11 protein-coding genes are annotated in these 22,220 nt (G+C 60.0%); 5 read left to right on the forward strand and 6 right to left on the reverse strand.

The window, feature by feature from the left end; all coding sequences use genetic code 11:
- Nucleotides 1-41: 41 nt before the first annotated feature.
- The 5 genes from DZE2538_RS16270 to DZE2538_RS21510 are packed head-to-tail and all read left to right on the forward strand — an operon-like array spanning nt 42 to nt 13,876.
- The gene (locus tag DZE2538_RS16270) at nt 42-4,166 is read left to right on the forward strand and encodes a baseplate J/gp47 family protein (protein WP_038916799.1); all 4,125 of its coding nucleotides are present in this window, start codon (nt 42-44) and stop codon (nt 4,164-4,166) included.
- Between the two features lie 51 nt (nt 4,167-4,217).
- Nucleotides 4,218-5,045, forward strand: coding sequence for a hypothetical protein (locus DZE2538_RS16275; RefSeq protein ID WP_023640717.1), 828 nt, complete (start codon nt 4,218-4,220; stop codon nt 5,043-5,045).
- A gap of 2 nt (nt 5,046-5,047) precedes the next feature.
- Entirely contained in the window at nt 5,048-7,504 is a 2,457-nt protein-coding gene (locus DZE2538_RS16280) for a hypothetical protein (RefSeq protein ID WP_038916800.1), read from the forward strand.
- Nucleotides 7,501-11,355 carry a contractile injection system tape measure protein gene (locus DZE2538_RS16285; RefSeq protein ID WP_038916801.1) on the forward strand — a complete coding sequence of 1,285 codons (3,855 nt, stop codon included), beginning with the start codon at nt 7,501-7,503 and terminating at the stop codon, nt 11,353-11,355. The genes DZE2538_RS16280 and DZE2538_RS16285 overlap by 4 nt, the downstream gene beginning before the upstream one ends.
- Nucleotides 11,356-11,413: 58 nt before the next feature.
- Nucleotides 11,414-13,876 (forward strand): hypothetical protein, encoded by a 2,463-nt coding sequence (locus DZE2538_RS21510; RefSeq protein ID WP_038916802.1) that lies wholly within the window; start codon nt 11,414-11,416, stop codon nt 13,874-13,876.
- A 53-nt stretch (nt 13,877-13,929) separates the two neighbouring features.
- Here the strand turns inward: DZE2538_RS21510 and DZE2538_RS16295 are convergent, their stop codons facing one another.
- The 6 genes from DZE2538_RS16295 to DZE2538_RS16320 are packed head-to-tail and all read right to left on the reverse strand — an operon-like array spanning nt 13,930 to nt 21,782.
- Nucleotides 13,930-14,967 (reverse strand): LacI family DNA-binding transcriptional regulator, encoded by a 1,038-nt coding sequence (locus DZE2538_RS16295; RefSeq protein ID WP_038916803.1) that lies wholly within the window; start codon nt 14,965-14,967, stop codon nt 13,930-13,932.
- Nucleotides 14,968-16,017 carry a carbohydrate ABC transporter permease gene (locus tag DZE2538_RS16300; RefSeq protein ID WP_012886107.1) on the reverse strand — a complete coding sequence of 350 codons (1,050 nt, stop codon included), beginning with the start codon at nt 16,015-16,017 and terminating at the stop codon, nt 14,968-14,970.
- Between the two features lie 15 nt (nt 16,018-16,032).
- Nucleotides 16,033-17,034: a carbohydrate ABC transporter permease gene (locus DZE2538_RS16305; protein ID WP_012886108.1), complete on the reverse strand. Its 1,002-nt coding sequence runs from the start codon at nt 17,032-17,034 to the stop codon at nt 16,033-16,035.
- A 15-nt stretch (nt 17,035-17,049) separates the two neighbouring features.
- On the reverse strand, nt 17,050-18,150 hold the full coding sequence (locus DZE2538_RS16310) for an ABC transporter ATP-binding protein (protein ID WP_012886109.1): 1,101 nt from the start codon (nt 18,148-18,150) through the stop codon (nt 17,050-17,052).
- Nucleotides 18,151-18,196: 46 nt separating this feature from the next.
- A complete protein-coding gene (gene bglB / locus DZE2538_RS16315; protein ID WP_023640722.1) occupies nt 18,197-19,300 on the reverse strand; it encodes a beta-galactosidase BglB in 1,104 nt (367 codons plus the stop codon).
- Between the two features lies 1 nt (nt 19,301).
- Nucleotides 19,302-21,782: a hypothetical protein gene (locus tag DZE2538_RS16320; protein WP_038916804.1), complete on the reverse strand. Its 2,481-nt coding sequence runs from the start codon at nt 21,780-21,782 to the stop codon at nt 19,302-19,304.
- Nucleotides 21,783-22,220: the final 438 nt, after the last annotated feature.

Genomic DNA, 22,220 nt, shown 5'->3' on the forward strand with positions numbered 1-22,220 from the left:
TCTGCCCCTGACGGACACCCATTAACCAAGGTCGCCAAATCATGACTACACACTGGAGCCCCCCATTGCCGCCTGCTGGCACCTCACAACACCAGCGCCTGCCGCCAGCACTGGAGGACGGCGCGTTTCTGGCAGACGAAATGTCGTTTGAAACCTTGCTGGTACTGGCCAGTGACATCGCCGCCCAGCTGTCGTTCGATGCCGGTGACGCCTCGTCGCCGGGTAACTGGCAGGCGCTGTTTGCCAAAAGCGAAGTCACCGGGATGGCTATCATGCTGTCGTTCGACACCACGCTGGAGCAGAACCGTTTTCGTCGGGCGCAGTCACGCGGTCTGGATCAAACGCTGGCGTATTTGATCGCCCTCTACGGCAATCTGGATCGCTGGTACCGGGCTTTTATTCCCGTCCAGACCCTCAGTGCCGACCACATCAAGCTGACGATCCAAACGGTGCTGAAAACACAGCTGGTGCGCCCCTTTCAGTACGTGGTGATCCTGGCACAGGCGCTGGGGGACTATCGCCAGTCGCTGCTGGCGGACGATAACCTGACCGCCCTCGACCCGTTGTGGGGGATTGGCTACGACAACGGCCAGTTTGTCGCCAGTGAACAGCACCCGTTGCTCCAGCAGCAATTACCGGGTATTGCGATCCTGGAAGAACAGTTGCAGTTGTGTTTTTCCGCCGCCATCAATGCCGTCAGCCAGTTGCAAGCCGAGTGCCGCCGCCATCTGCAACAGGCGTTGTCTCATGCCGATCACGCCCCGGAAGTCGCGTTATATCTGACGTTTCTGCGCTTATTCGCCAGAGCGCAGGCCCGGCTTAACCGGTTCACCGCCCGACACCTCGATTTTTACTACCGGCAGGTGCTGCGCCAGCAGCCACAACCGCTCAACGCTGACGCCGCCTTTTTAAAACTGACGCTGGAACATCCCACGACGCCTGCCGTGTCACTGGCGCGCGGCACCGCCTTTAGCCACGGGCAGGATGACCGACTGCGTGACCTGCTCTACCACAGCGAACACCCGGTGTTGGTGACCGACGCGGAAGTCAAACAGGTTCACTCGCTGCTGCTCAGGCGCGACCCGTTGATGTCACCAGAACGGGAGCTGGATTTCGTCACCGCTATCCACAGCGACAGCCTGTGGCCGTGGCACGATGACCAGCCGCGCTCCCGCACCCTGCTGACGCTATTTGGCGAAACACCGGCGTTACAACGCCACCCGTCGCCCTGTGAACCGGGCATCGCCATTATCGACCCGGTACTCTACCTGCCTGAAGGGCGGCGTCGGGTCAGCCTCACCATTAATCTCCACGAAGCGCAACATTCGCTACTGGCGCAACAACTTTACCTGCTGCGCGATACCCCTTATCCGGCCCTGTTGCGAAATCGGCTGACCACGTTATTGCTCTCGCTGGCACGCGCGATGACACCGCTGCTGCCTGACGACAGCGCCCCCGCTACTATCCACTCGCTGGTGGAGGCGTTATCTTCCCGCCAGCTACAGGCACTGCAACACGGCAGCGACGACCACATCATCAGCCGTCTGTACCAATACCTGTTACTGGGCGTATTGCGCCAGACCGACGACCCGGCCTGTTATCGTCGTGCGCTGGGGCATCTGTTCAGCCGCCAGTGCCTGAGCCTGACCGACTGGTTGAATGACGATGACCGGCAATGGATTGTGGCCCGAAGCCGCCAGTTGCTGCCCACGGACAGCCAGTTGTCGCTGGCAGAATTGCTCAATGGCAACCGGCAAGCCACCTTCTACCGCCTGTGCAGCGAGTTATTCTCGCTACGCATCAGCACCGACAGTGGCTGGCAACCTATCACCACGTACCGTATCCATCCGCTGTGTGCGGACGACGATGGCCCCTACGGTTTTCGGCTGACCTTTACCCTGCCGCCGGGGTTTGGGGCCGTCATCCCCTGTGACCCGGCGATCCACGGTGAGAGGTGGTGTTACCACGCCCCGGCGTTACAGGTGACCATGAAGCCGGAGACCCCTTTTTTCCCCTATTCGGTGTTTCGCCATTTTGTGCTCGGCCCGTTACTCCTCAACACAGAGGTCTCCGGCGTTCAGGCGATTCAGGTCTACACGCCGGAAGGCCAGGCCGACGCCAGCAAGGTGTTTTATCCCTTTGGCGCACAGCCCGTCAGCCAGTCCTCGCTGACGATCGCCTGCTACGAACTTGCCCAAAAGCAGGTACAGGACATCACGCTGACCATCGACTGGGCAAACCTGCCGGGCGGCAGCGACGGCTTTCGCCAGCACTATCAGGCTTACCCCGGCGATTACGCCACCACGCGTTTTAACGCACAGCTATCCGTACTGCGTGAGGGTGAATGGAAAGTCGTCAGTCACGATATCGCGCTGTTTGACGGCGAAGCGGGCAGCGATCGGTTGCGTTCCGACAGGCAGATTCACGCCTCGCTGAAGCAGGCGTTTCAGCCAAGCCGCCACGCCGTCGACGCGGATACCTTTCGTTTCGACAGTACCAGCCGCAACGGTCTGATTCGCTTGTCGTTGTGCGAACCGGAGCACGCGTTTGGCCACCAGCAATACGCGTCACTGCTGAGCCAGACGCTGATACACAATGCCAAACACCGTACGCCACTACCGCTGCCCAACCCGCCGTATACCCCGGCGATAAACCGGCTGACGCTCGGCTACCGCGCCTGCTCCCGGCTCACCCCCGGCCTACCCAGCCACACAGGGCACACCAGCCACACACCGCTGCCGGACAGCCATCTGCTGCATTTACATCCTTTCGGCTATGAAGTATTGTCCGACGATAAAGTGCTGTCCCCGATGCGTACCACCGACGAGGCCACCCGTAGCGTCACCTTTTTCCCCCGCTACGAGGATGACGGTAACCTGTTCATCGGCTTACAGGCCTCATCACCGGGTGGCATGCTGAACCTGTTTTTCCATCTCGACGATCAGGCTGCCCCCACCGCCATTCGCCATCGACAGGCGTTTCAGTGGCGTTATCTGGTGGATAACGACTGGCGCATTCTGCCGCCGCATCAGGTCATTGCCGATACCACCTGCGGCTTTATCACCTCCGGCATCATCACGCTGGAGATCCCAACAGAGATTAACGATCGGCACACCGTTATGCCGGATAAGCTCTACTGGTTGCAGGTCAGCACCCGCCAGGGCATCGGCGAGTACGCCAACTGCCTGCATGTCGCCACCCACGTGGTGCAGGCACATCGGCAATGGACGTCAGGGCAGGAAAACGATAACCCACCCGTGCCGCCCACCACCGCCTCAGGCTGGCAGGTATTGTCGCCACCGCCGGGGCTTGGCGGCGTCAGCCTGATGCTGCCAGTGCAGGGTGAAGCGCCGCATGAGTCCCTGCGCCAGTTCCACCAGCGCGTCAGCGAGCAGTTGCGCCACAAAGGACGAGCATTGACCGGCTGGGATTATGAACGGCTGGTGCTGCAACAGTTTGCGGATATCGAACAGGTGCGCTGTTTTCCACATACCCGTTTCGGCGTACCGGGTCATCATCCGGGGCATGTCCTGCTACTGGTGCGTCAGCGCCACCCAGCCTGTCAGCACCACCCCTGTGACGCGCGGCACACCAGCGCCGCGCTGCTGCACCGGATACAAAGCTGGTTGCAAACCGTCGCGCCGCCGGGGGCCAACATCGCGGTGCGTTCACCGGTGTACGACCGGGTTCAGGTACGCTGTAGCGTCGCGTTTCAGCCGGGACAGCACCCGGGGCAGGCATTGCGAACGTTGAACCGGGATATCTGCGCCTACCTCTGCCCGTGGCGCGAAGACAGCGTCAGCCAGGGCTTCGGTTCCCACGTGGCGCTACATCAAATCGAGTCATTCATCGCCCACCTCGACTACGTGCGTTTCGTAACCGCCTTTTCACTGGTCATCCTGCGTCAGGACACCCGCGATGAGTGCGATGACCCGACGACGGGCTGGTGGTTATCTGACAGTGCTGCGCCGTCGCACGATAACACCCGCGATCCCGCCGCAAACACCCCGAATCTGACCGGGCTAAGTCCGCGCTATCCCTGGAATATTATCCTGCCGGTTGAACAACACGCGTTGCAGCTCAGTACCGAGCTGCGCCCGCTTGAGCCGGAAAAAATCGGTATTGGCGATCTGGTCATCGGCGACAGTTTTATCACCGTCCGCTAACCCGCGATAACGGCACGGCCACGCGGGAGAAGCGACAAAAGGAGTAGGTCAGTGGCAAAACGAAATCGCGGCACCTTGAAAAACTATTTCCGTCAGGGCGCCATGCCGTCCGCCGAGCACTTTTCCGATTTGATCGACTCGTCAGTCAACAAAATCGAGGAAGGGTTCGATAAAACACCGGAACACGGGCTAAAGGTCGCCGCATTGGACGCCCACGCCAGACTGATGACGTTTTACCGCGACAGTGACCCCAGCCGTGAGTTGTGGTCAGTCGGCCTGCAACCGGACAGCGACCGCTTACAGATAGACCGCCACCTCAGTGACGGGCAGGAGGTGATGGACGACACCGCCCCCTTGCTGACGCTCACCCCGGAAGGGCGAATGGGCGTGAATACCAGCGCGCCGCGCCATGCGCTTGAGGTCAACGGAGTGATCGGCGCACAAGGCCGCGCCGGGGCGCAATGGGCAGAGACACTACCGGCTGATGGTCAGTGGCACGATATCACCCCAAAACTGGAAGGGTGCCAGGCGTTTGAAGTCATGGCCGGTGTGGGTATCCGCCATTCAGGGCGTTACGCGTTGCTCCACGCTATCGCCCTGAATACCTGCGCGCCCAGCGGTTTTCTGTTCAACTTTTTCGGCCACAAAAACCGTATCAACGCGCACCACGCCTATTACCATTCACGGGCTGACAAGCTGACATTGCGCTGGCTGCGCGACGATACCCCCACGCACGGTCATGACGGTATCCGCCCCTACCGGTTGCAGATTCGCACCCACACCAGTTACGGCGACGGCATCGTGATTCGCTACCACCTCACCCAACTGTGGCATGACGCCTACATGCACGACTGCCTGTTACCGGCGCAGGAGAAGTGAGCATGGCACCGTCGTCGTTTATTCCGAGGCAGACGGATGACCCGGACAACGTTGCCAGCCTGCTGCGCGACGGGCTGAAACTCGTGCAGACACTCAGCGGCAACCGCTGGACCGACTACAACCTGCACGACCCCGGCGTCACGCTGTTGGAACTGTTGTGTTTCGCACTGACGGACCTTATCTATCGCACCGATTTCGACATTGCCGATTATCTGACAACGCCTGACGGCCAGCTGGATTACGCCGCACAGGGGCTGATGCTGCCGGAGCAGATTTTCCCGGCACGCCCCTGCACCCGAGAAGATTACCAACGTGCGATACAAGACAACGTCGATGACGTCGAGCGCGTCTGGGTGACACTGGACGCCCAATGCCCGCAGTACTATCACCTTGACCTGCTGCTCACCGAGTCGGCCCGTCAGCGTTGCGAACACCATCCGGCGCTACGCGATGCCATCATCACGGCGGTCACCAAGGTTTACCACCGCAACCGCAACCTGTGTGAAGACCTCGCCGGGGTGCGCATCATCGACAGCCGTGGGCTGCGTCTGTACGCCGATATCAAACTGCAACGCCACGATAACGCCGACGCGCTGGCGGCGGACATTTACTTTCAGGCCGAACAGTGGCTGCGCGGCGACGACACCCGCGCCGACGAGATACCCGATAATGACCCCATAGCCCCGACCCGCGCCCTCTCGTCACTCTATACCCGGCTCATCAGCCTCGATGGGATTAGCCATATCCAACAATTGCGCCTGATCCCGCCGCCTGAACGGGAAGGGGCCTCCAACGCGCGTGCTGATCACCTCCGTTCTGATCATGTCAGCCCCGAACACTTCAGCCCCGGTGACTGGGTCCTGCTGCCGAAAAAGCACGATGACATTCACCTCAGGTTTACCCATCAGGGTTATCCCGTGCCGATTGACTTCAGCGCCATGAGTATCCGGCTGGTGCGACGGCAGGCGCAAAACGGTTCGCTGGGCGAGCAAATCCGCCGCCAGACCGACACCCTGACCCCGGTGCCACACGGCACCTGGCGCGCGCTGGCGGAGTATCATTCTCTCCAGTCGCTGTTCCCCCGCGTCTACCAACTGGACGCACCGCGTTTTCCGGCCGCGATGAACCCGCAGGAACACCGGCAGGTACAACAATTTCGTGGCTATCTGCTGCTGTTTGAACAACTGATGGCTAACTTCTGCGCCAATCTGGCTAACCTGCGTGACCTGTTTTCCCCGTCTATCGACACCGGGCGCAGTTACGCCTTTGGCTTGCTCAATGACAGCCAGTTTCGTGGGGTGGATGACCTCTATCCTGACGACGCCGCGACCCGCTTTCAGCACCTGCTGGCCGGTATCGACCACTACCCGGAACGCAAAGGTCGGTTATTCGACTATCTGTTGGCGTTATACGGCGAAACGCTGGATACCCGTTTATGGCGTCAGCTGGGCGAAACCCCGGATGACAGCGCGCCAGGCCCACTGTCACTGGAATATCCACGCCGGTTTATTCAGGCCATCGACCGCCTGACCCGCGATCGGGGCGCGGGTTTCAACCTGAGCCAGCCGATGACCCACCGGGAAAACCGGGGAGGATTCGCGCACCGTGTAGCACTCCTGCTCGGCATGGACGACGCCGCCGACTGGCCCTACAGCCAGACACTGGTCCGGCAGGGATGGCGGTTTATCACCGACGACGCCCTGCTGCACTGCACTGAGGGGCAGTCCCGCCTGCAATGGCTGGATCAACGCTCACTCGACAGTTTGCTTGATGTGCCGCTACGGGAAGCGCCAGAGCCGGGGAGCGCGGAGGAAGCCGCGACGGCGCGCGACATACAGGCACTCTGCGACCATCCCTTGCCAGCCACGCTGTTGCAGCACGGTGTCACGTTGGCGCATTACCGTATTTTGCCGCCACGCACCGGTAGCCGTTATCAGGCGCTGTTCCGGTTATCGTCAGCGACCACGCCGCTACACAGCGCACTGTGGCTCTATTTGGGCGACAGCAGCCGACCGGCGCAACTGGTGCACCTCGTTAATCAACTGCGCCGTCGGTTGATTCGGCTCAACCAGCAGTGCGAAGGGGTGTATGTGGTAGAGCACCTGCTGCTGCAACCGGCACTGCCGCACTGCTGTGAAGAATACCGCCCCGACCCGTTTCGCGGCCAGCTCAGCCTGATCCTGCCCGGCTACACCGCCCGGGGCGGCAACCCGCTGTTTCGAGGGCAGGCCGAAGCGTTAATCGCCCGCCAGTGCCCGGCGCACCTGCTGCCGCGCTGCCACTGGCTCGATCTCGATGCCATGCACAGCTTCGAAACCGCCTGGCTCACCTGGCTCGATGCTCGACGCCACGCCCCCGGTCAGCCCTTGTGCGACGAGGCCAGCGCCCGACTGACAGCGCTGTTGCACGACTGGCACACCCCATCGCCGTTTTCTCAACCAGAAGGACAGGACGCATGACGCAGCCACACCGGATCCATACCGCCAGCCTGACGCTCGACTTTTGCCATCCGTCCGAGGCGGAGCGGTTTGAGCGCGAGGCCCCACATCTGGTGCAGCACCAGCTGTTGCCATTGATCGACACGCTGTTTGATCAGTATTCGCCGCCGCATCAACTGTGGGTTATCGACCACCTGAACTGTGATTTGGGCGCACTGCCGGCATCAGATCTGGCCTCTGCGTTGCTGGCCGCACTGCAACAACAACTCACACAACAGCTCACACAAGCGCTGCGCGCGCAACGGCGGAACGTGAACACGCCAGATGACGGACATGAGGCAGAGGCCTCGGCCAGACAAGCCGTGCCACAAGCAGTACGGCAAGAAGAAGTACGACAAGAAGTACAACAAGATGTACTGGATGGCCCCGCCGCCCAATGGCGTCAGTTGGCGTTTTACCTGCAACACGGCGTGATGCCCTGGCATTACCCCAGCCGACAAGGCTGGTGGCGGGTGGATAACCACCGCCGTCACTGGCTGACCGAGACGGTGCGCCTACACGCTACACAGCTCAACCAGTTACTGAACGCCAGCCCCCACGCGGCAAGCCTGATCGCCCGACTGGTTTCGCAACTGCCGCTGAGCGCGCTCAATGGCTGGCTGGAACAGCTCTCCCCGGCCCATCAGGACATGGCGCTGCGCTGTCTGGCAGAACGGCCACCGCAGCGGGACATGCCTGCTGCGTTGCGGGGGCGGCTGCATCGCCACTGGCACCAACGCATCCATCAGGCGTTGCAGCAGCACCGTCTGCGCCAGGAATTACTCCCCGTCTGGTCAACACTGCTCGGCGAGCAGCGCCCCCGTTTTCTGCTGGCGCTGTACGCCTGCGGGCAACACGCTGATGTAGTACGCGCGATGGCACAGGCGTTAGATGACACCACCTTCAACGACCTGCTGATCCTACTGGCACCGCAGGCTCAGCCGTTCATCCAGCAGGTACTGAACCACCCGATGTGGCTCCGCCAGCCTGACGACGTCATCCCCCCGGCAGAACCACCCTACCTGTTGCGGGAATTCACCCTGCATTACCTGCTGGTACAGCGCGGCGGTCAGTTCAATAAACAGCGCTACATGGCCGGGTTGATTGGCCGTCTGGCGGCGCACCACAATAGGGAGCGCACCGAGGTACTGCAATCACTGTACCTGCATCTGGCCGCCTGGCCGGGCGACCGGGCGCTGAAGCAGCCGCTGTTGTCGTTACTGACCACGCTGTGGGAAGAAATCGCCGCACCCGCCCGGTCACTGCCACTGTTGTCCGTCCCCTTGTCAGGCGTTCAGCCGGTACAGTACCGTGCGACAACCCACGAGCGCGGTACACAAAGGCAAACCACCGCAGAGGCCTTCACCCCCGAATGGCGACAGCACTGGCTGGATGCCCTGCAACAGGCCGATGAAGCAGCGTTCCATCGGCTATGGCGTCACAGCGCACCGGCTGTGCTACTGATGTTACGCCCACTGTTGATCCACTGCGGTCAGCAAAGTCAGGTGCGCCAGCGCTGGGCGGTGCGTTTTTCCGCTGCCGCGCGCTATCGCCTGCTGACGTTGCTGGAACCGACTGAGGCCCCGTTTATTCGTGACCTGATGGCTGAGGTCAGCGCCAGCCAGTCGGCGATCAACGCCCACGCCGCCCACGCGCCCGGCGAACCGCTGCTGACACACAGCCTGTGGAGCCTCACTTTCAGCTATCTGCTGGTCGAGCGCGGCAGCGAGTTCAACCGCCACAGCTATCTGGAGGCGTTGCTGCGGCAACTGGCGGCACACCATAACCTGTCACGCCAGACGCTGGTTGAGGCATTGTTGCAGCACCTGCGCCATACCACCGCCGACAGCGAGGTACGCCGTTCGCTGCTGGCCCTGCTCAGCCGCTGGCAAGACAGTGAGCCGGGCGCACCGTCTCCGTCACCATTGCCGTCACCGTCACCGTCACCGTCAAAACAGAATCAACCGTCCGCCGGGCAGACATACTCGATCGAGGCTGATTTTCCGCCCCCGGCCGACCCGCTGCTCGATGCAGCCTGTTACCAATACCTGTACGATGTGTTGATCGACGGCTCACCGTCGCGTCGTTTTACACCGACGCAAGCGGTATCGGATACCCGTTATGCGGCCTCGTCCCCTGCGGGTGCCGACCTGCTGTACTGCCTGCAACAGTTACAGCGCCACCACCCGTTATTAATCCAACGCTGGCTGGCGGTATCCACACACCATCCCGCCAGTTGGTTGCGGCTGTGCGCCGCACTGCGCCCGTCACACGCCGCCCGGTTACTGGCGCTGTTGATCATGCTGCGCCAGCCATCCGCCAATCTGCGCCACCTGTCGGCGACGCTCGACACCGCCACCCGCCGCCTGAGCCTTGCCCAACGGCAGGCCTTCTACGGGCAGATGATCGAGACACTGGCGGCCAACCGCACACCGGATTGGCTGGCAATCCGTGATGCGGTCAGCCAGGCTGACTCAGCCACCAGCGTGACGACACCGCCACCGGCTTCAAACACCGTCGCCCAGACGCCACGCACTATTGATGAAGCCAATGCACTGGCGTTATTACAGCGGATAGCGGATCACGGCCCGGCCGCCGTCACCGAAAGCGACCTGAGCACACTCCCGGCAGCACTGGCACGCCTGCTGCCTGCACAGCCCGAGGCCATCCGCCGTTTACTGCTACCGGCGCTGCGCTCATCGACTCTTGGCGAACAACTGGCTGACAGACTCCCCGACACGCTGCACACCGCGTTACTGCTGCTGTTGCGCCGTCACGATTTCCTGGCGCTGTACCCATACGGCCGGTTGGTTACCAACCTCTGCTATCGCCATCTGGCGTACTATGATCCGGATAACTATGATCCAGCGAACGACAGGGCATCGTCGGTACTGGAAAAACGGTTCAGGCGGGCGCTGTACCACGCGTTGTTCGCCACCGACTCACCGATGGCTATCGCCGCGTTTATCCGCTATTTTCTTGACCAACTGGCGGCTGACTGGCAAACGCGCAGCCATCAGGCGTCACCGGCGGCGTTCTATCGTTTTCTACTGGAACAGGCACAGGCCGAGTGCTTACCGGCAACCCGCCTACTGGTCGAGCGTTTGCAACAGCTCATCACCACCGCCGGTCTGCATCAGGACACCCCACCCGCTGCACCTGCCGATATCGCCGATGGCAGCGATACCGGGCAACCCGCGGAACACCACAGCACAGAGGAGCCTTGCTCTGCCCCCTCCGATGCAGGCGATACACCGCTGCCTGCACTGGTAGCGCCCACACGCACGCCGGTTATCAGCGACTGGCAGGGTGATGACGCCCTGCGCACCGACGAACCGCTGTCTGTCGCCAACGCCGGGCTGGTGCTGGCCTCACCCTGGCTGCCTCGTCTGCTGGCACGGCTGGGGTGGGTACAAGACGGGGAATTTACCGCACCGGATACCCGCTATCAGGCCATTTACTGCCTGCAATATCTGGTCAGCCCGCAGCGCGACTATGCCGAATACCAGTTAGCGCTGAACAAGTTGCTGTGCGGGGTGCCGCTCAACGCGCTGCTACCACGGGCGATGACACCGGACACCGCCACCTGCGACACGCTGGACACGCTACTGGCCGCCATCCTGCAACACTGGAACGCGTTAGGTCACACCTCGGTAGAGGGCCTGCGTCAGACCTTTTTGCAACGCGAAGGCACCCTGTGGCGACAGGCAGATAGCTGGAAACTGGAAGTGGACCCCGGCCCGTTCGACATGCTTATCGACCGACTGCCGTGGGGATATTCGACCATCAAATACCCCTGGATGGACAGGCCGCTGCACGTGGTCTGGCGTTAAGCCGCCACGCCCTGTCGGCACCTGCTATCGACACCTGTTAAGGGAGTAAACCACCGTCATGAGGATTCACCGTTTTATCGTGCATCGTGCCATACCCGTACCACAGCGCGTCTTGCTGGGGTTAGTGGCCTGCCTGTGTGTACTGGCATTACCGCTCACGCCGATGGCCTCTGCCGCACAGCCGGAGGCGGTGTCTTCTCTGCCAGCAGACACGCCCACTGCCACGCCCACCTATGCCCAATGCCTTCAGGTGCTGGAACGGATGGACAGCCGACGGTTTACCCACATCACGCAGGATAAACTGGCGATTATCTACCACGATAATGACGACTATCAGCACGATTATCATCAGCCGGGGGACTACCTTGCCGATGGGGTGTTCGGCCCCAAAACCCGCAAATGGCTGGCGACGTTTTGTGGCGAATTCGACATCACGCCTGCGCCGAATCGCAACACCTTCGTCGAGGCGTTGCTGGTGTCGCTGGCTAAAGTGTCCGAGTTGGATCAACTGTTTCCTTACTGGCGTAGCCGGATGAGCGCACCGGAGCTGTTGCAGTGGCCGACACAGAAAACCATCGAGTTTCTTAGCGCGCAGGTGGAAGCAATGAACGCACCGTCTACGGAGGCCGCCCCCGTGGAGTACTACGTGCTGACAGAGGACGACCTGAGCAAACTGGCGGAGCGCAACGCCATTCAGAGCCAACTGGACGCACTGACAGGCCACCAGTTCACCAGCCCGGTAGAATTGAACAACGCGGTACGCCCGTTAATCCGTCAATTGCACGGTAATGAAGAGCAGATTTTGCGGCAAATTGTCGACGCCGTACCGGTCAACGCTGGCAGCGCTCAGACGCCCCTTGTTGCCACCTCCCCCGAGGGTACGCCACCTGGCGCGCAGGCCAGCGACGACAGCGCGGATACCCCGCCAGCTCTCCCGTCAGATACGCCACAACCCAGCGATGCCAATACGATGATGGCTTACTCGCTCAACCAGAATGCACTGGAGCTGGCTTATCTCGATCTCAACCTGGTATCGGTCGATAAGGATGCCCTGACGCAACTGGCAACACTGAAAAACATACCGTTTGCCGACCGTTACCAACTGACGGTCGCGCTGAAGCTGGCCGGGCTTGGCCGCCTCACTCGCCAGAGCTGGCAACGCATTATTGATATAGCCCGCAAAGACGGCGCGCCGTCAGCCACTCTGCCGCCGATGGTCTGGCGGGCATCGGCGGATTGCGGATGTGAAGACAGCGCCCCGAACATTAACGGCGATGACGCCACGTTCTACGGCTTTTATCCTTACTGGCAACCGCTGGCAGAAGGGCAAAGCCTGAATTTCCGCCAGTTGGACCGCATCGGGTATTTCTCTGCCGCCCTCCTGCCGGGGGGACGCGAACCACAACTGGTGTTGCCACCCAACTGGCGGAAAAACAAACCGTATTCCAACTTTATCCGACTGGCGCATCGTTATCGCACGGATGTCGACCTGGTAGTCTCCACGCCACGAAAACTGCCATCGGCAACGCTGGTCAGCCTGTTCACCCCCTCAGTGATTGCCCGCCTGAGCGCCAATGTGCAAACGCCGCTAGAGGACTGGATTAATGGCGCGAAACCCTGGCTGACTCTGGGTCTGGGGACGATTTACACCATGGCGGATGGCGTCACGCTAGACATCGACCTGACGCGGCTGACCACCCGCGCCGGTCAACAGGCGTTTATTCGCTTTGTACAGGCGCTGCGCAACGCGCTCACGCCCGCCGGACACCGCTTCAATCCACCGCCCCACTACGCCATCAACCTGATAGTGCCAGTGGAATTGCTGTTGAAGCGACAGGGATTCTATACGCTGGATAACCTGCGCGAACTGCTGCCGTATGTTGATCGGTTTATCCTGCAATCGGATCCACCCGATGGGGTCGGCGAACCGCGCCGGGCACGCGACCAACTAAACGATCTGCGCTACGCGTTAAGCCAGCAGCCACAGGACGGTATTGCCGACCTGTACCGCAAGATGGTGCCTATCCTGATTACCGACGCCAACCGCCAGCAAACGGCGGAGCTGACCGAACTGGTGCATTACAGTAGCTGGAACTTCCTCAGTGCGGCTTACTGGCCGCTGCCGCTTAACGACACCAGCCAACAGCTTATCAGCCACACGTATTACCCCAGCACCCTCCTGCCCGCGCCGCTGGCGCAGATAGCGGCCGTCGCCGATGCCATTATCGACGTCATCTGCCCTAATCGTTGGGTACTGCGCCTGATTCTGCTGATCACCTTTTGGGGCATTGTCATCACCGGGCTCGTCAGCCTGTGGCTGTTCCCGGTGCGCCGGGTGACCGAATCACTGTGGTTTGCGGGGTTTGTGGTGCTGTTTGCCGCAACGCTGATGCTGGCGCTGGTCGCGGATCCATACTGGCAGCAATACCAAACCTTGATCCTGCTGCTGTTCGCCGCCGTGGTAGTCGCCATCGCCATGCTGCAACGCGTGCGGAAAAACCGGCGGGATCGAAATCCGTGATGCCAGCCGCCCCCGCGCCAAAGAGAAACGGCCACACCGGCATAACGACAGGCCTACGACGTCATCCCTCGCACCGATTCCCTGATAACCAGGTGACCGGCCAGTTCGATGCGCTGGGCGATGCCAAGGTCCTGTGCAGGCAGCAGTTGTTGGGTCAGCAGGTGCAGCGCCGCACGCGCCATCTCTTCAAATGGCAGGTGTACCGTGGTGAGCGACAGCGGCAGCATGTCGAGCGGCAGGATGTCGTCCATCCCCATCACCGAGATATCCTGCGGTACCCGCAGGCCGTGCTGGCTGAGCGCGTCGGTCACCCCGATAGCCTGATTGTCAGCAGCGCAGAAGATAGCGGTCACGCCCAGTCTGTCTGGATGGCGCACCAGCCAGTCGAGCAACGCGTCACGGGCAGTCAGCGGTTGAAAATCCGGCAGCGACAGAATCAGGCGCTCATCCAGCGCGATGTCAGACTGCGCCAGCGCACTACGATAACCACGCTCACGCTCGCGGATAGTCTGGCGTGAAGGCCAGGTCAGGTGCAGGATGCGGCGATGTCCTTGAGCTATCAGATAGCGCACCGCCTCCGTCGCCGCATAGTAGTTCGCGGGCATCACGGTGTTAAGCCGCATGGTCGGGTCTTCACCGTTGATCAGTACCGCCGGTACGCCGCTTTCCGCCACCGCGTTCAGCAAGGTGGGGTGGTCGTCATTGACGATCAGGATAGCGTTAGCCTTGCCAGCCCGCAGCGCCTGCAACAGTTGTTGCTCGTTGATGCTGTCCGGTTCGCCGACAAACGGACTCAGTTGGATGTTGCGCTGCTGGCACAGGGTTTTTAGCCGGTTGATTAACGTCAGCGACACCAGATTGATATCACTTTCCAGCATCAGATTACGCGGTGTAGCCAGCATAATATGCCGTAGCGGGTCTGGAGCCTCGAGCGCTTTGCCCGTCTTATGCAGCGGATACCCTTGTTCGGTGGCAATCGCCATAATCTGCTGGCGCACGCTGGCACTAATCGGCGCGGTGCCGTTCAGCACCCGTGACACCGTACTGATCGAGACACCCGCGCGCTCGGCAATATCCTTGAGCGTCGTCATTTATTTCATTCCTGTGTTGGCAATACCGGTGGTGATGTATTTTTGCAGGAACACAAACACCGCCGTCACCGGCAACAGCGAGAGCATCGTCATCGCCAGAATATAGTGCCACTGCACCGAGAACTGCCCCTGAAACGCATTCAGACCGATTTGCAGCGTAAAATTGTCCTGGCTGGACAGCACAATCAGCGGCCACAGGAAGTCGTTCCAGCGCCAGATCACCGAGAAGATCGCCAGCACCGCCAGCGCCGGTGCGGTCAGCGGCAAAATGATCTTCCAGTAAATGCGAAACTCACTGGCGGCGTCGATACGCGCCGCTTCGATCAGCTCATCCGGGATCGTCAGCATGTACTGGCGCAGCAGGAACACCCCGGTAGGCGTGGCGATCGTCGGGATGATCACCCCCCACAGGTTATCGCCCATCCGCAGGCCGATCACCACCAGAAAGGTCGGCACCATTACCACCGACAGCGGGATCATCATGGTAGATAAAAAGAGCGTTAATACCGTGCCACGCCCACGAAACTCGTATTTCGCCAGCGCGAAGGCTGCCATTGAACTGAGCAGCAGCGTCAGCAGCGTTGCCATCACCGTCACGAACACGGTGTTTTTCAGGTAGGTGGCGAAGTGGAATTTCGACAACGGCGTGGTGTAGTTATCGGTTTCCAGATGCAGGGTTTTCTGCGGTGTCAGGTTCTGCACCGGAACCCGCACCACCTCTTGCGGCGCTTTCGGGTCCACCATTTGTGCCAGCAAACCGATACGCCGCACCATCGCCAGCGTTTTGCTGCTGCCGTCGTCCTGCTTCGCCTGCCACAGCTCCAGTGGTTTCGGGTAGTCTGGCAGCGTAACGGTACTGGCGGCCTCCGGCAGAAAACTGGGCGGGAAACGGTTGATTTCTGCCGGTGTTTTCAGCGATGACATCGCCGCCCACATCACCGGAATCAACACCAACAAGGTACCGACCACCAACCACACCCAGCTCATGATGTCGGTGATGTGAATCCGCCCCGGATAACGGGTACGGGTAAGAAACGAGATGATCTTCATGCCGCTGACTCCCGGTTATTTTTTGCCTTCCAGACGGCGGGTGAGCAGAAACTGCAACGCCGTCAGGATCATCAGCACCAGCCCCATCAACACCGAAGCCGCCGATGCCAGCCCATACAGTGACGCATTAGACGAAAACGCGGTCTGATAGATGTACTGCACAATAAAGTTGTTGGCCGTCCCTGGCCCACCGCCGTTGGTCAGCACCCAGGCTTCATCGAAAATCTGCACGCTGTTGATGGTCAGCAGGATCACCACCACCAGAATGTTGGGTGCCAGCAACGGTAACGTCAGAATATAGAAACCGCGCCAGCGTGAGGTGCCGTCCACCGCCGCCGCTTCATAGATATCCCGAGGGATCGCCTGCAACCCGGCCAGCAGAATCAGGGTATAAAAGCCAACATGAAACCACACCGACACGAACACCACCCAAAACCGCGCCAGCGATGGCTCCAGCAAAAAGGTGACCGGCTGGCCGCCCAGTGACGACAACACCAGATTCAGCAACCCGTTACGGTTCAAAAACCACTGCCACACCAGCCCCACTACCACCGGTGACAGCAACACCGGATAGAAGAAAATGGCACGGAAAAAGCCACGGGCGATGATCTTGCGATTGAGGATCAGCGCGGTGACCAGCGCCACACCGAGCGTGCAGGTCACGTTAAAAAAGGTGAACGACACCGTGTTGTAAATGCCGGTCCAGAACAGGTCCTGCTCGCAAGTCGACGGCACCGTATACTGCTCACAGCTCAACAGGGTGGAAAAGTTCTGCAACCCGACGTAGGGACGGTCCCACAGCAGGATATTGGTCCCCCCGGTGAAGGCGTAGCACACCGCCAGCAGGATCGGAATAAACACGAACACGGCAAACAGCAGCATGTTCGGTGCGATGAAAAACCACGGCATCACCCGGCGGCCGCCGAATTTTTGCAGCAGGTTGACGGACTTTTCCACCGGTGTGACCAGGGTATCCACCAGCGATGAGCCGGGCTGAATCAGCGATTTTCGGTTCATGGTTGTCTCCTGCGATCAGGCGAGTTGTTCGGTCAGACGCGGCAGTGTCTGGCCGCTCTCGGCGTCAAACAGATGGCAATAGGCCTCTGGGAAGCGGACAAACACCAGTTCCGCCGTACGGAATTCGTGATGCCCCGGCAGGTGCACGATGATCTCATCTTCAATACCGGCGCAGCGGCCATAGATGAAGGTTTCATGCCCCATCATTTCGCAGCGGTCGATGCACAACGACACCCCCTCGTCATGCTCGCTCACCAGTTGGCAATGCGACGGCCGAATGCCCAGATCCACCGTTTTACCCTCTTCGCCACGAAACGGCAGGCGCAACAGCGTGCCGGAGGGACAGCGAACCTCCACGCCGTCATCCGAGGCGCTGCTGATGGTGGCGCGGAACATATTCATGCGCGGCGAACCGATAAAACCCGCCACAAACTTGTTTCTCGGCCGATTGAACAGCTCCAGCGGCGTTCCCACCTGTTCGATACGTCCGCCATTGAGCACCACGATGCGCTGCGCCATGGTCATCGCCTCAACCTGATCATGGGTGACATAAATCATGGTGGTGCGCAGCTTCTGGTGCAGTCGGGTCAGTTCGCCACGGGTTTGCACCCGCAGTTTGGCGTCAAGGTTGGATAAAGGTTCGTCAAACAGGAACAGGTCCGGGTCACGCACGATGGCGCGGCCGATAGCGACACGCTGCTGTTGCCCGCCGGACAGCGCCCGTGGTTTGCGGTCCAGATACGGCTCCAGCCCAAGCATGCGGGCGGCCTCTTCAATGCGCCGCTCGATTTCATCTTTCGGGAAATGCAGGTTTTCCAGCCCGAACGCCAGGTTCTTGCGCACCGACAGATGCGGATACAGCGCGTAAGACTGGAATACCATCGCGATTTTCCGCTCCGCCGGGCTGAGATCGTTAACCCTGCGATCGCCAATCCACAGATCGCCGTCGGTGATGGGCTCCAGACCGGCGATCATCCGTAATAGCGTGGATTTGCCGCAACCGGACGGCCCGACGAATACCATGAATTCCCCGTCGCGGATCGTCAGATCCACGCCTTTGATAATCTGTATTGATCCATAGCTTTTATGGACGTTCTTCAGTTCCAGACTCGCCATCACCGTTTCCTCAACCTGTTTCTGTTTTCAAACCCAGCTCTGTTTTTCAAACAGAATGTCGCTGCGCCAGCAGCATCAGCATGACCAGCGCCTGGCCGTAAGGCACCGCGACATTGGGGATATCACGATAAAACTGCAGGTCGTGGCCCATCGCGGTGCCGTCTGACACCCCTTGCACCACACCCTGTTCATCGATTTGCGCCATCACCGCCGCCAGCCCGTTATCCAGCACCTCCTGCGGGAAATCTGCCAGCATGCCAAGCTGACGCGCGGTCAGGATCCCGGCGATAAAACCGGCGCTGGCAGAGGTTTCCAGCGGTGAGTCGGGATCGTTGAGCAGCGTGTGCCACAACCCGGACTCGTGCTGACAGAGCGCCAGCGCACGGGTCTGCTGGGTGAGGATCGCCTCCAGCGTGCGGCGTACCGGTGCCGACAAGGGCGAATCCGTCAGCCAGCACATCTCCGGCAGCACCAGCGTGACCCAGGCGTTGCCGCGCCCCCAGAATGCCCCGGCGTAGTGATGGCGGCCCAAAAACGTCCAGCCGTGGTACCACAACCCGGTGGTGGCATCGGCCAGATAGCGGGCGTGGGTCAGCAGTTGGTATTCCGCTTCTTCCAGCAGTTCACGACGTTTGAGCACCCCGGCGCTGACCACCAGAAACAGCCCGGCCATGAATAACGTGTCATCCCACAGTTGTCCGGTGTTGGGGCGTTCTTTCACCGTATGCTGGAAACCACCGTCTTCGGTTTTCGGCAAGGAATGCAGCAGCCAGTCGGCCCACTCCGCCACTGCTGCCAGCCAGTGCGGTTTGGGGTTATCACGACACAACAACGCCAGCACTAGCATCGGTGCCGTGGAGTTGATTTGTCGTGGCGGCAACCCGGCCTGTAATTTTTGCTCATACCACTGTTCGAGCGCCGCCAGCATGGCGCTATCCTGCCGCTGACGCGCCAGTTTCCAAAAGCCATACAGCCCAACGCCCACCTCCCAGTCCCATTCTTCAAACTGGATGGTCAGCGTCTCATGGGTAGGTTCGCCATCGGTCACGCTGTTGATAGCCTTCAGGCGACAGAACGCCAGTGCGACCTTGTCCAGCAGCGCATCGATCGGCTGACTGCCAGCGGATCTGTTGATTGATTGTGTTGTCATGTTACCGATCCTCCTCGGTACGCTCAGGCATTACCGACACCGTGTCGGGAAAGATGAAAGGATGATGATTAACTGTAAAACCCTGTGCGGGATGCCAGTGCATCAGGCCGTATTCCGGGTCATCAAACGCGACGCCGCCGTCATCCGCCCATTGCGCCTGACGGTGGCGGAAACGGTCTATAAACGCCTGAAAATCCGCCGCACCCTGGCCGCTGTCCACCGCGATGTACCAGACATTGCGCTCACCCACGGCGCGCAGTTCACTATCCGGCTGCCCGCCGTCCGGCGTATGGGTCTGTAGCCCCGCCGGGTTATGCAGCGCCGCGTAGCCGTTACCGCCGCGCACAAAACACCAGTGCGACTCCACCACCACCTCGTCCAGTGCGGTGCGCGGCAGGTAAAGGTGGGTCCAGCGGCGGAGATCCTGCTGCAAATCGAAGACAATCCAGGCACGATTGCGATGCTGCATCACGTGCGGCAGGCGGCCATTCCCCGCCCAGTACGACGGGCGGTGTACCCCGTCGGGGCGATCTTCACCGGGATGGTTAACCCACAGTCGGGCGGCGTAATGACGACCCAGACGAATATCCAGCACATGCTGCTGATGCCCCGGCTGGCTGGGGTGGTGATCAAACACGGAAGAAAACGCGACATCCGGCTGTTTCCAGGCAATGACGCGGGCACTGCGGTTCAGCCCCTGCACCCAGCGCGCCTGCGCGCCCTGAGGTGACTGCCACTGGGCGATAGCGTACGTTTCATCGGGCGGTTGGTACTGGCTCAGGCACAACAGCGGCAGCGCCGCACAATGCGGAATCAACCACCCTTCGCCCCAGACCAGCGCACACAACCCGGACAACTCGGTCAACATGCCGGAGCGCAGCTCTTTATCGTAAGCCCGCCCCATGGTGCCAACCGCCACACCGTTTTGGTGTATCCAGGCAGTCATCAGCATAATACGGTCAATCACCGTGCGGGCGCGGGTGCGCAGGCTGTCATCGCTGGCCAGTTCGGCTAATGCCACCAGTCCAATCAGATCAATGGGGTAATACGCCGCAGAGTTCCACTCCACTAGCCCGTGCTCCAGAATGGCGTCAAACCATTTGTCCAGGCGCTGATGGGCGATAGCCTGCTGTTCGCGCCCCCGACGGCCGCTGCACACGAACACCTCATCAGGAAAGTTTTGCCCGGCCAGATATTGTGCGACATGGAAACAGAGACAGTGGTTTTCACTCCAAAACCACATGGTGTCGTTGCCCGGTTCGTCTATCCAGTAACGAAAGCCCAGAATCGCGCTGCGCACACGCCGCCAGTCATGGGCCGCCAGTCGCTGACCCTGATAGCGTTGCCACAGCCAGATAAGTGGTACCAGTTGAAAATCGGCGCAGTCTTCCCGGCGGCTGATTTTATGCAGCGCCTGATTGAGCGCAGGCATGATGCGGTCCGTCCCTTCGCCCGTGGCAAAGGCGGCCAGCACCCGACCGATGCGCTCGAAACCGTGCAACGCGATGTGGCGTAACAGGTAATCGCGTCTGGCCGCCAGTGTCGACAGCGCGGGCGTGGTGTGCATCGACATCGTTTGCGTTGGCAAACGACCGAAGCTCAGGCTGCGCGTCAGGGTGATGCCGTGGCACACGACACGACATACCACATCGTAATACCCTACCAGCCCATCCGGCAGTGTCACCTGCCAGCCGGTATTCCCCGCCGCCAGTGTCGACTGCTGCTGCCAGGGGGGTACCGATTCGTTGACGTTACACAGCAGATGGTGGTGCAGCTCGACCGTTTCCGGCAGCGGTATGTCGGTACGCAGGGCCAGCTCGTCGCCGTCAGTCAGGTTATCAACCAGCGACACACTGTTGAGCCAGCGGTCCAACGCCCACATGCGCTCACTACAGGCCGCATCCGGCGCAACCTGCCAGCGTAGCGGCCTTTCACCGACATAGCGCAGGCTGAACAGATAGTCGGTATCACGCTCACACAGCTCTTCAGCATGCACCACCAGCGTATTCAGCCCCAGTTGCAAGGGCAGCGTCAGTTCGCATTGCTGCTCGGTGTTACGGCTAAACGGTGTGAAACGGCAAATCTGCTTGCCATTGAGCCATACGGTTACGCCACCGCAGGTAGACAGCTGGAAAGGGGCCGCTTGCAGGCTGTCGCTATGCACATAGCAACGGGCGAAGCGTTGCACATGGGCGGGGCACGGCCAGAAATCGCTGAAATTGACGGACTGGCTATCATCGCCACCGCTCCACAGCGTGTGAAAACGCAATGATTCCGGCAGGCTAATCGCACGGGGGGCCGTTTCCCGCAGAAAACGCACCCGACAAGGCAATACGCCGACATCGACAAAGCCATTAATAAAACGATAGTTAACATTATCCGGTAACGTATCCGGTTCTGCAGGATAATCACTCTCCTCCAGCTCGGTAATCATAAACCGGTTAATCACACTATTTTTCTTTAACACCCAACCGATATTCATGGCGATTCCTTGTTACCGCACAAAGGTATAAATGAAATAGCAAAAATGTATTATTCAATAAGAAAAAACTAATAACCCAGAAATACCTGAAGGTATTTATTTGCACTATTGTGGTTATTTGCACTATTACTGTGCGCCCTCTGCCGTTATTTGGCGCAGTGCTATTTTCCACTGCCAGTTTACGACGCTTTTTCACTACCCGGCTCAGTATAAGCACGCAATTAATGCAAATTTGCATAATTAGGCAATTTGCACTTAACATCGTATTTTTGCATTATAGAGTAAATTATCGCGTGAACAATATGCGATTCTTATCACAAAAAGACGTTGACTCAGCGTACTATCGAAATATATTTAATATGCCTCACAGAAAAGAACACCATTTTTGTTCATGATAAGCCGCTGAATGGCTTATTCATGCAAATTTGCATTCACGTT

Source organism: Dickeya zeae NCPPB 2538 (assembly GCF_000406165.1).
GTDB lineage: Bacteria > Pseudomonadota > Gammaproteobacteria > Enterobacterales > Enterobacteriaceae > Dickeya > Dickeya zeae.

Bases quoted from the DNA above. Each gene is read 5' to 3' on its own strand.
- DZE2538_RS16305 (WP_012886108.1), bottom strand. From the start codon at position 17,034: ATGAACCGAAAATCGCTGATTCAGCCCGGCTCATCGCTGGTGGATACC.
- DZE2538_RS16270 (WP_038916799.1), top strand. From the start codon at position 42: ATGACTACACACTGGAGCCCCCCATTGCCGCCTGCTGGCACCTCACAA.
- DZE2538_RS16285 (WP_038916801.1), top strand. From the start codon at position 7,501: ATGACGCAGCCACACCGGATCCATACCGCCAGCCTGACGCTCGACTTT.
- DZE2538_RS16295 (WP_038916803.1), bottom strand. From the start codon at position 14,967: ATGACGACGCTCAAGGATATTGCCGAGCGCGCGGGTGTCTCGATCAGT.
- DZE2538_RS16310 (WP_012886109.1), bottom strand. From the start codon at position 18,150: ATGGCGAGTCTGGAACTGAAGAACGTCCATAAAAGCTATGGATCAATA.
- DZE2538_RS16300 (WP_012886107.1), bottom strand. From the start codon at position 16,017: ATGAAGATCATCTCGTTTCTTACCCGTACCCGTTATCCGGGGCGGATT.
- DZE2538_RS21510 (WP_038916802.1), top strand. From the start codon at position 11,414: ATGAGGATTCACCGTTTTATCGTGCATCGTGCCATACCCGTACCACAG.
- bglB (WP_023640722.1), bottom strand. From the start codon at position 19,300: ATGACAACACAATCAATCAACAGATCCGCTGGCAGTCAGCCGATCGAT.
- DZE2538_RS16280 (WP_038916800.1), top strand. From the start codon at position 5,048: ATGGCACCGTCGTCGTTTATTCCGAGGCAGACGGATGACCCGGACAAC.
- DZE2538_RS16320 (WP_038916804.1), bottom strand. From the start codon at position 21,782: ATGAATATCGGTTGGGTGTTAAAGAAAAATAGTGTGATTAACCGGTTT.